The following is an 11,367-nucleotide window of genomic DNA, read 5'->3' on the forward strand; positions in this document are numbered from 1 at the left end:
CAATGAGTTTCAAGGCACTCGACAAGCTTCAGAATGGTGAGCGGGCATTTATTGTTTGTATTGGCGATTCTATCACCGAGCAGAATTACCATCTCGAAGGCAGGTTAAATTATGTGGGGCTGCTGACAGAACGGTTAATGGAGCTGTACAATCGCAAAAGCAGTGTACTTAATGCAGGGAAAAGCGGGGACACAGCACAAGGAATACTGAATCGGCTAGAGGAAGACGCTTTGCGATTCCGGCCGGATCTGGTAACGGTAATGGTAGGGATAAATGATGCTGTATTAGGAAGGGATGGCATTGACCCATTTAAGCTTAACTTGGAACTGTTGGTTGAACGTATAGCCGCAAGCGGAAGCGAAGTGCTGTTGCTTACGCAGAACGGGGTGGACTTTCATGTTCGGGAGCAGTCCGTTCTTTTGAGAACTGCCTATCCGTCCTATGCAGCCGCCATCCAGGAAATTGCCGTCCGGAGCAATATACCGCTATGTAACATTTATGAGCGTTGGGGCGAGTACGTACAAGGGCAGACGAATAATCATTTGATGCTTATGCATGACAGCATCCATCCGGGGGCACGAGGGCACGCATTTATCGCAGCCCAGCTTTATCGCTATCTCGGTATTTTGCCCAGTGATGGAGAAATCCAAAATTTCTGGCGCTTGCAGCGTACACACTTTAACACGGAAGTTTTTATTACCGGCTAATCTATGTTGGCAGGGAGCGGAGAAATGTGGCTAGCCCATGGGCTAGCCACATATTCATTTCACAGGATTTATACGCATTACGTCAGGTGCGGCATGAAAGGAGGATAAACCCGCAATAATGCTCATAGTACATGCACCCGGGCTCTGTTATGCTCAGCGATGATAACAATAACAGGGAGGGGTTATTCGCATGGTTGGTATTAGGTATAGGAAGCAAGCGAAAATGCTGGTCGCTGCAATTCTCGTCTGGACGATGGCGCTTTCCGGGCTGTTGCAAGAGCCGCAGAAGGCAAGCGCGGCTGCGGCAATCACGATTGATTCGCCGGAGAACGGCGCAACGGTAAACAGCGGTACGGTTAGAATATCGGGTACTTATACAGGGTTATATGATATTAAGCTGTTCATTAATGGAACAAGACAGGTGGACGCTCTTACATACGATCCAACCGGCACCGATTCCGGCACCTGGCATTATGATTTGGATACAACCGGTTATAGCGGAATGGTTCAGTTGAGGGCGCGGGGGCTCGATACGTCGACCCGATACGGCATATGGAGTCCGGATATGCACATTAACGTTAGCAATGCCGCATCGGAAGCGCCGCTTGTAACCATTGCAAGTCCGCAGGAAGGGACTTCGCTAAGCGGCGTCGTGCCGATAGAGGTAGAAGTCCAATCGACGGCTGGCATTAGTCGCGTGGAGGTACGCATCAATGGCGGACCGTGGCAGGAGGCGGGGCAGAATAACGGGCATTATACGTTGAACTGGGATACGGACAGCTTATCCGATAGTATCGTGAGCCTAGAGGCTCGGGCTTTTAACGAGCATGGGGCAACGGGCAGAAGCTTAACGACTTATGCGCAGATTGGGTCAGGCATATATGAAAGTGTAAGCGTTAACAGTCAGGACAGAGCGATGTGGATTTGGGAAGCCGCGTCGTATAATATGCTGCTGAATCCCGGCTCCAGAAACGTTCTGCTGGAGATGGCCAAGGATACGGATACCTTTCAATCCGAGCCCGTGAAGGTGTTGTATTTTGCAGTTGGCCCGTTTGCCGGCATGGATGTGATGGAGGACAGACCGGATTTGCTGCGCGATTTTATCGCATGGGCGCACGAGCATGGCTTTGAGGTGCAGGCCTGCATCGCGGGAGGAACTTCACCGCCTTATATGGGGGCTTATCGAGCGTTCCATGACGTAGCGATCGGGCACTTCGAGCAGGTGCTGAACTATAATTTGTCTTCCGACCCGGCCGAACGTTTTGATGGAGTCAATGTAGATATCGAACCTTATATTTCGCCGGATTTTGCGGATGTAAGCAAGTTTTTGCAGGTGGAGTATTTGGAGCTGGTCGAAAAAATGATGGAGAGGCGCGATGCATCCGGATTAAATCTATCGTTCGGACCCGCGATTCCGAGATGGTACGACACATCGGATCGCGCAAAGGATATAACATTCAACGGGGAAACCAAATGGCTCTCCGAACATATTCAGGATATGGTGGATTATATTTCGATTATGAATTATAGGGACCAGGCCGAAGGCTCCGTCGGGCTGATTGAGCAAGCGCAAGGGGAAATCGATTATGCCAATGCGATCGGCAAGCCGAATTCGGTCGTGATCGGCGTAGAGACGCTCGACATTGCCAATAGCGGAGATCCGGAGACGATCACCTTCCGCGAAGAAGGCAGAGCCTATATGGAGTCCGAGCTCGACAAGGTGCACACGGCCTTTGGCGGCAATCCCGCTTTCGGAGGAATTGCCATGCACCATTATGATTCCATCCGATGGCTGCCTTCGCATTGGGGGCCGGACGGGGTGTTATGGATGCCGTCTGACGACTCTGAGCCTCCCTCTGTTGTCAGTCGCCAACCATCCGCGCAGGCTGTTGATTATCAGACCGTGACGTTGTCCTATGGTCGGGCTTACGATAATTCGGAAATCGAAAATTATGTCATATACCGCAGTACACTGCCCAATTTCACGGCAAGCGCTGAACAAGCCATCGGCACGGCCAGATCGTTGTCCTATAAAGATACGGGACTGCTGCCGGATACGACCTACTATTATAAAGTGGCTGCCGTAGACTTGCGAGGCAATGTAGGTCCTGCATCGGAGCAAGCGGCGGCAACAACCCGGCATACGGAGCTCAAGCCGATGATCGTGTCCTCGATGAAGGTGGAACGGTCGGGGACTGCGGTGTCGGCCGCTATCGCAATCTCCGATTATGCGACCGGTGTGCCCATCGCGGCCAATGTCGAGGGAAGATTCACGTATGCCGGAGGGCGATATGTATCGGGCCAGACGGGCGGTTCTGCCGTATCCTTCACATCGGAGACGATTGGCGAAAACCATCTGGCAGGTTTTATGCCAAGACGCGTCACCGCAAGCGGCTATTACTGGGCGCAAGCCTACGACATGCCGCGAGCAGCCAATGTGTATCCGCGCGTTCGCCTTCAGAGCTTGGCCGTAAGCGACGGAGAACTGTCGGAGGGATTCGCGCCGGATCAGTCTCACTACAACTTGCAGGCAGACGCCGAAACGACATCGGTTCGTATTACCCCGACCGCGGAGGAAGCGGGCACCGCGATTCTGGTGAACGGGGTTCCGGTTGCAAGCGGCGCCGCATCCCCGCCTATATCGCTGGGAGAAGAAGATACCATTATCGTTGTGCAAACGACTGCGCCTAATGCGGCTATGGACAGCTATACGATCACCGTACAGCGGTCGGAAGCATCGGTGGACAATGTATTCGTTGCCGTCGAGGATGCGCATGTGCATCAAAATCATCCATCAACCAATTATGGCGCTTCCGAATACTTGAACGTTATGGATATCCTGAATGCGGATGGCGGCGGTGATCAGCTTGCCTACTTGAAATTCGATTTGACCGGATATACGGAGCCCGTACAATCGGCGGACGTGCATGTTTATTTAGCTGAAACGCTTCCCAAAAAAGTGAAAATCGATGTCATCGGTTATCCGGGCAGCAGCTGGAATGAAAATACGATTGTGTTCAACAACAGGCCGCTGCAAACGCCCCAAGCGCTGGGTACGATGGAGGTGCAGAACGCCGGTTGGTATTCGTTCGACATCGCCTCATTCGTCCAGAGCAGAATGGGGACCGGGGGAGATCAGAAAGTGACCTTGCGTTTCATTATTAACGATATTCCGAATTCCTCCGGGGCTTTGGTCCAGTTTCACTCGCGCGAGCATGCCGACAATCAGCCGTATGTGCTGGTGAATCCATCTTCGGACGCAACGCTCTCCAAGCTTGCGCTAAGCAGCGGCAGCCTTGATTCGCCATTCGATCCCGAGCTGCTGGCTTATAAGGCGATTGTAAGCGGCGTCGAACGGATTGCGGTTACGCCTGTCGCAACGAATAAGCACGCCGTCATCAAGGTTAATGGCGAAACGGTGTTAAGCGGAACCCCATCGCAAGAAATCCCGTTAGAGCTGGGAGAAAATCCGGCGATACGAATCGATGTGACCGCGCAGGACGGCACCGAACAACATTATACCGTCGAGGTTGTACGACAAAGCGCAGGGCCCGATTATTCCGGGAGCAGCATCGTTATTCCGATATCATTCGCGGATGTTAAAGTGGCAGAGGGACAAATTCAAGCTACGCCTCATGTGACTTTTACGGAAAAGGATGGAAACGTAATCGGCAAGGTTGACATGAAGGAAGAAGCTGTCCGCCATGCCTTAAACAAAGCGGCCGAGTCTAATTCCGCTCTACGTGGCATGACAGTTGCTGTAGGCGAGCGGGAGAGCGAAGGGCAAGCCGCTGGATGGGAGCTGCAAATGGATCCGGGAGCATTGGCGCGGCTGAAAACTGCCGGCTTAACGCTGGAGCTGCTTGGACCGGGCTGGAGCCTGACTATTCCTCTGGAGGCAATGGCAGGTCTGGCAGAGCATAAGGAGCCTATAGTTATTCATATTGCGGATTTGGATGCTGCCGCGCACGAAGCTGCGATAAGCCGGATGTCCTCCTCGCCGCTAGTCCGTTCTGAATTGGGCGGTAGAGAACCATTGTGGCATTCTGATCCTCTGGTTGTAGAAACCAATTTCAGCGGCGAACCGATCATCCTGGCCTTGCTGCCGCGCAACGCCCAGGAACGGCTTCAATATACGAAGCTGGAAGCGGGACTAGGCGTATATATCGAGCACAACGATGGCGACGTTACGTTCCGGCGGGGCACCGTTGTCTATGATGAATCCGGCCAATCGGCTGGCGCGCAAATCATAGTCGACAAATTCAGCATCTTTACGGTCGTTGCTCTTCCGCACAAGCCGGACGCTTATATTTACGGTTACGCGGACGGCACTTTCCGTCCGGATAACAACCTCGCAAGGGCGGAGTTGGCTGTGCTGCTGGACCGCTTGGGGGGCCAGGATCCAAAGGACGATACAACAGAAGGGGATGCTCAAAGTTCGGCGCTGTGGAAGGATGTGGGAAGCCACTGGGCCAAGAGCGCGATCGGGCGTTGGGCCGCCAAAGGATTATTCCATGGCTATCCGGATGACACCTTTAGACCGGATCAAGCTGTAACGAGGGCGGAGCTGGCGACGATCCTGACGCGCTGGAACAATCTTTCCCTTCCTGCGATCCCGGTGCAATTGTTCGCGGATACCAATGGACATTGGGCACAATCCGCGATTGAGGCTGGACATGCTGCAGGCTGGTGGAACGGCTACGGCGATGACAGCTTCCGTCCGGACCAATCCATTACGAGAGCCGAGACGATAGCTATACTTAACCGAGTAACGGGACGTATTCCGGCAGCCGAACCGATTAAGCTGCCTTGGACGGATGTCGCGCCGGAACATCCGTTTGCGGGCGATATCGCTATTGCGACAGCAACGGAATAAATGAAATTGTAGCGGAAGGGGATCCGTGTCGTTGTGCGACATGGATCCTCTTTTATGGTGGCTTTTTATCTTTGACAAATCGCCAAATAGATAATATCTTATAAAAAGAAAGATCATATCATTAATCAAAGCTAGGATTGAGAGGCCCTTATGAAGAAGCTGGCTCACGAAGAGATACTAGAGCAATTGCAAGAGCGAATCCGCTCCGGAGAATGGAAACCCGGGGAACGTCTGCCGACGATGCAGGAATTGGCGACGCAATATAAGCTCAGCCTGACGGCTGTGCGAGAGGCGCTGCGCCTGCTTGAAAGTCGCAGGATTGTCAGCATCGAGCATGGCAGAGGGATTTTTGCCTGCAACGATCCTGGACTGCTCGAGGATCCAGTAGCACCAATCAGAGGGATGGAAACCCGTTCACTGCTGGAGCTGCTGGAAGCTCGTCTCGCGATTGAACCAGAACTGGCGGCGTATTGCGCCAAACGATCGTCCGGAGCTCAGGTCCGGTCCATCCGCGAATTGGCGGATATGATGGAAGACCAGATCAGGCGGGGAGTGGATCACTTCGCTACGGATGTTCAGTTTCACCAAGAGATCGCGGAAGGCGCCGACAATCCGTTGCTTGCACAGATGTTGTCCGTCGTGGCAGACCTGTCGGCGCAAGGAAGGAGGGAGACGGACAAGCTGCCCCATATGCGGGATAAAGCCGTCAGCTATCACCGGCTGATCGCGATCGCGATACAGGAGCGGGATGCGGAGCAAGCGCGGGCGTTAATGAAAGCCCATATTCAAGATATGATCAATACCATACAATCGAGAGGATGAGGAGCTTGAAAATTACTAGCATGGAGTTATTCATCGTTCCGCCGAGATGGTTGTTTCTAAAGATCGATACGGATGTAGGGATTGTCGGTTGGGGAGAACCGATCGTGGAAGGCAGAGCTCGCGCGGTAAAAGCAGCGGTCGAAGAATTGAGCGGGTATCTGATCGGCAAGGATCCCCTCGCCATCGAAGATCACTGGCAAGCGATGTACAGAGGCGGATTCTATCGGGGCGGTCCCGTGCTCATGAGCGCCATCGCGGGGATCGACCAAGCGCTGTGGGATATCAAGGGGAAATTCCACCAAGCCCCGATCTATCAGCTGATGGGTGGAGCCTGTCGTGATCGCATGAAGGTCTACTCCTGGATCGGCGGGGATCGTCCTTCCGATGTCGGGCAAGCCGCATTACGCGCGCAGTCCCAAGGTTTTACCGCCGTTAAGATGAACGCGACGGAAGAATTGCAATATATCGATTCCTATGTCAAAATCGATCAAGTTCTGAAGAGAGTGGCTGCGGTCAGGGAGGCTGTCGGCCCTTATTTGGGCATCGGGATCGATTTCCATGGCCGCGTCCATAAACCGATGGCAAAAATTTTGGCAAAGGAGTTGGAGCCTTTCCGCCCGATGTTCCTCGAAGAGCCCGTGCTTCCAGAGAACAACGAGGCGCTTCGGGACATTGCGGCCGTTACGCATATCCCGATCGCGACCGGCGAGCGGATGTTCTCGCGTTGGGATTTCAAGAAGCTGCTCGCGGACGGCTATGTCGACATTATTCAACCGGACTTGTCGCACGCAGGCGGCATAACAGAATGCAAGAAAATCGCGAGCATGGCGGAAGCTTACGACGTTGCCCTTGCGCCGCATTGTCCGCTCGGACCCATCGCGCTGGCTGCTTGCTTGCAAGTGGACGCGACTAGCCATAACGCGTTTATTCAGGAGCAGAGCCTGGGGATTCATTATAACCAAGGCAATGATTTGCTGGATTATGTCGTCGACCCGTCCGTATTCGAGTATGTGGACGGATGCGTCTCGATCCCGGACGGTCCGGGGCTTGGCATCGAAATCAACGAGGCGCATGTACGGAAAATGGCGGAAATCGGGCACGACTGGAAAAATCCGATCTGGCGCCATCAAGACGGCAGCGTGGCGGAGTGGTAACAGGAACAATAAAAAAAGGGGGAAGCTTGGGAATAACCCGGGCTTCCCCCTGAATTTTTTAAAGGTAACAATTAAAGTCTAGTTGGATGAGATTTTGATTTTTAGCAACACATTCGTCCCGCTCCCCGGCTTCGAGGTCAGGGTGACTCCCGCGCCGTTATCGCGGGAAAATAAGCGAAGGCGCTCGTGTACGTTATAGAGTCCGTAGCTTTCGACTTTGTTGTCTGGAGATGGAGGTTCGAGAAGCTGCGCGAGACGTTCGGGAGTCATGCCGACGCCGTTATCCCGTATCTCGATCGTTAGCCAGTGCCCCTCGAGTTTCGCGGATATGTCGATGGTCCCCCGCTTTGGCCGTTTCATATGGATGCCGTGCAAAACCGCGTTCTCTACAATCGGCTGCAAGGTTAGCTTTGGAAGCCGACAGGACAGCAACGTCTCTTCGACTTCGCAGAAAAGCTCAATGCCGCTGTCATCCCGGGTGTTATGAATGTGCATATAGGATCGAATCAATTGAAGCTCTTCGGCAAGCGTAACCACATCGCTGCCCTTGTTAAGGCTAAGCCGGAAGTAGGTGGATAGAGCCTCGATCAAATCGCTGATCTCATCGGCTCCCCGGCGAATGGCCATCCAGTTCATGCTGTCCAGCGTATTGTACAGAAAATGCGGATCGACTTGCGCCTGAAGCGCCTTTAGCTGGGCATCCCTTTCGTGCAGCTTGGAGCGGTAAGACTCCGCTGTCAGGTCATGCACGGTTTGCACCATGCGCGAAATCGCGCTTTCGAGCTGCCGCAAGTCGCCTTTCGGCTTTGGCAGGCTGCCATCGAAATGCGCGGAGCCTTCGGCTTTGAGGGTACGGTTCATGTCCCGAACCCGCTTGGCCAAACTTTCGGCCGCCGCCGCGAACGCAAGCACCAGGAAAAAGATAAAGACGATGGAGCCGATCCCGAGCAACAAAACCGCTGACACTTTTGTCAGGACGACGCTTTTGCCGGAAAGCTCGGAAGTCGGCAGCTTGGCGACGATCGACCAATCCGTGTTCGGAATCCGGCGATAGAGGAAGGAGGTTGTGCCTTGATCGTCCCGGAAGCTGCCTTCCTTCGATTTCGCTAACTGTTCCATCTGGGCTGCGGTCAGGTCGGAGGGCTGTCCTAGCCTGGCGGCGTCCTGATGCGAGACAAGTCGGCGATCGTCGTCCACGACAAACACTTCTTGAGAGGACGACAAGGACACCCGGCTTAAAATCTCCTGAATCATACTCACTTTGACGTCAATCGACAGCACGCCGATAACCGACTCGTAATGAAGCGGATCGTGCAGCATGCGCACAGCTGATATAACTTTGGCATCCGACTCCCCGAGATAAGGTTGAAGATATGTTCCGCGCCAATAATTGCCTCCGTTGCGCGAAATCATGTTTCTGTACCAGGCGGCTTCGCGATCCAGGTCGTGCAACGAAAAGAAATGAATGTCTTCCCTCGAATACGTCAGTCTCGGGTCGACGAACAGGCGAATTCGGTGAATGCCGCGATTTCGTTCCAAGCTGACAAGCAGTTTCTCGAGCTCTTGGAAGTCCTCGAACTGTTCGTATGCCGGTTTTGCGGAACCGCTTAGATACTGAGCGATCCCCTGATTGGCGATTACGCTGTCGGAGACGCTCGCGACGTTATCCAGGCCATTGGAGATATTGTACTCGGCTTGATTTAGCGTCTGCAGCATCGAATCGCTCATTTCCCGTTCGATGATGCCGGATGTCTGTTGAAAATAGAGAAGAAACAGCAGGCAACCGGGAACCAGGACGACGACGATGTAGATCGCTATTGCTTTTTTTGTGATGCTCGCTCCGGAATAGGCCCGCAAATATCCCTTTAGCCATCTCCAGCCGTTCATAGTCCCCGCTCCCGGAATTCGCCGGGCGTGTAACCGGTTTGCTTCTTGAACAACTTTCCGAAATAACCCGGATCTTTGTAGCCAACTGCATAACAAACATCATACAGTTTGTTGGCCGGATCGGCCAACAGCGCCTTGGCGGCGGCAATCCGCGTCTCGATGATGTATTCGTTAAGCGTTCTCCCCGTCTCCTGTTTAAACAGCAGGCAGACATAGGTCGTGGTCAAGTATACGGAAGCGGCTATTTGGGCGTTCGTCAAGTCTTCCGCATAATGCTCTTCGATATAACGGCAAATTTGCGCCACGACGTTGTGCGTTTTATTTTTGCGCTTGTCCGATATTTCCGCATAGGTCAGATTTAAATGACGAACGGCTTCTTCGCGAAGCTCGGCTACCGTCTCCGCCGATATGATCGCCTGCCATAACCGGAGCTCGCCGTCCTCCAGACTTTCGGCGGGCAGGTTCATCTCTCGCCGCAATTCGGCGCACACCGCCAGAAGCTGAGCCCCTGCAATCCGGGTCCGGAAGATGGCGTTTGTTTCCTCGCCGCCTTCGAGCGCTTTTTCTGCCGCCAGACGCAGGGCATCCCGGTCTGATCCCTTTAACAATGCGGCAATTTCTTTCGGTTCGAGCTTCTCGCCTCCCCCGTTGGTACGGGTTGAGGGATTGTAGATGAGTCCGTCCATCGAGATAATCTGGTTTTTCCCGACATACCATTTATGCTCCGAAGCCTGTGCGGCCTGACCGTAGGCGTTTGGCAGCTCTTCCCAACGTTCCACCGCCTGTCCTACTCCGATCGTCACTTCAAGCTTTAACAGCCGGTTGATCTGTTCCTTGACTCGCTGAATCAACGCAAAGAAGCCGTCTTCTTCGTCATCGGAGGCGAAGTGGACGATGCCGGCATACTCCCCGGTCCGTACCTCGAACGCATGTCCTGGATAACGTTCGTTCAACACATCCTCGATGATGTTCAAAAGGGCAAACGCTTGCAACTGTCGTTCTTTCTCCGGCAACGCTCCGATTACTTTGCTGTAATCGTCTATACGGATGGCGAATACGCCAAGTCGGAATGGGGAAACGGGCAGCCGTACGCCAAGAAACTCGAATTTGTTCCTTAACGCCTCCAAATCCTTGGCCCCGTCCAGGACGAGAGCGGCCAGATGCCGTTCCCGCAGAAGCGGGATGCTTTGATTCAGCTTCATATGCAGTCCGTTTAGTCGCCTGATTTCTTCTTCTTCCGCATCCAGCTTGTCGACGAGTCGCCGAAGCAGCTCGGTCAGCTCGCCCAGACGCACAGGCTTCAATAAGTAATCGACGGCCTCAAGCCGTATCGCCTTCTTTAAATAGTCCAGATCGCCGTAACCGCTAATGAACACGAACTTCGCCGGATGGCCTTCTTCAGCGAGCCGTTCGGCCAGGCCGATTCCGTCCAAATGCGGCATCCTCACGTCTGTCAAGACGATGCGGACGCCCTTTGTCTCGCGGATCGCCTGCAATGCCACCTCCCCGTCTTCGGCCTCCCCGGCCACTTCCAATCCGAAAGCAGACCAATCGACGCATTCCCGCAGACCGGAGCGGACGGAGCTTTCATCGTCCACGATAAAAAGCTTGTACATTTTATCATTCCTCCCGAACGAGTTAAAACTATACAGTAGCACCGTAAAATCGTAATCCGCTCCTCTATAACCGATCAAGGATAGCCGTTACAATTTGTTCAAGGGGAAATCACTCAACCCCATTGTAAGGCGAATCCGAAAATGGTGTAAACCTTTTTCGTCCGACCGCCGAAATCGAAGAACGCGTCGCCGTGCCGCGGACGGCGGCGCGAGTACGACGGAGAGGATGGTAGAAGATGAAGGAGTCCGAAGCAGTGACGGGACAGCTGCCGCCTTCGATGGCGGCAGGCCGCCGCAAGCCGGGC

General features: G+C 53.7%; 7 protein-coding genes. 4 read left to right on the forward strand and 3 right to left on the reverse strand.

All coding sequences use genetic code 11. From position 1 onward, the window contains the following. Positions 1–2 precede the first annotated feature (2 nt). The 4 genes from PAT3040_RS05060 to dgoD all read left to right on the forward strand — a co-directional run bounded on the left by PAT3040_RS05060 (position 3) and on the right by dgoD (position 7,559). Positions 3–707 carry an SGNH/GDSL hydrolase family protein gene (locus PAT3040_RS05060; RefSeq protein ID WP_108991779.1) on the forward strand — a complete coding sequence of 235 codons (705 nt, stop codon included), beginning with the start codon at positions 3–5 and terminating at the stop codon, positions 705–707. 190 nt (positions 708–897) lie between these two features. Then, entirely contained in the window at positions 898–5,583 is a 4,686-nt protein-coding gene (locus PAT3040_RS05065; RefSeq protein WP_108991780.1) for an S-layer homology domain-containing protein, read from the forward strand. 150 nt (positions 5,584–5,733) lie between these two features. Next, on the forward strand, positions 5,734–6,405 hold the full coding sequence (locus tag PAT3040_RS05070) for a FadR/GntR family transcriptional regulator (RefSeq protein WP_108991781.1): 672 nt from the start codon (positions 5,734–5,736) through the stop codon (positions 6,403–6,405). A 5-nt stretch (positions 6,406–6,410) separates the two neighbouring features. Then, positions 6,411–7,559 carry a galactonate dehydratase gene (gene dgoD, locus PAT3040_RS05075; protein WP_108991782.1) on the forward strand — a complete coding sequence of 383 codons (1,149 nt, stop codon included), beginning with the start codon at positions 6,411–6,413 and terminating at the stop codon, positions 7,557–7,559. A gap of 78 nt (positions 7,560–7,637) precedes the next feature. Here dgoD and PAT3040_RS05080 read toward each other — a convergent pair whose 3' ends face one another. The 3 genes from PAT3040_RS05080 to PAT3040_RS37945 all read right to left on the reverse strand — a co-directional run. Next, entirely contained in the window at positions 7,638–9,446 is a 1,809-nt protein-coding gene (locus PAT3040_RS05080; RefSeq protein ID WP_108991783.1) for a sensor histidine kinase, read from the reverse strand. Then, positions 9,443–11,062: a response regulator gene (locus tag PAT3040_RS05085; RefSeq protein ID WP_108991784.1), complete on the reverse strand. Its 1,620-nt coding sequence runs from the start codon at positions 11,060–11,062 to the stop codon at positions 9,443–9,445. Before PAT3040_RS05085 ends, PAT3040_RS05080 begins: the two co-directional genes overlap by 4 nt. A 109-nt stretch (positions 11,063–11,171) precedes the next feature. After that, positions 11,172–11,367: hypothetical protein (locus PAT3040_RS37945; RefSeq protein WP_219930235.1), on the reverse strand; the 196-nt coding region annotated here is incomplete at its 5' end.

Origin of the sequence: Paenibacillus agaridevorans, from assembly GCF_003112455.1 — a bacterium.
In the GTDB taxonomy this organism is placed as follows: Bacteria; Bacillota; Bacilli; order Paenibacillales; family Paenibacillaceae; genus Pristimantibacillus; species Pristimantibacillus agaridevorans.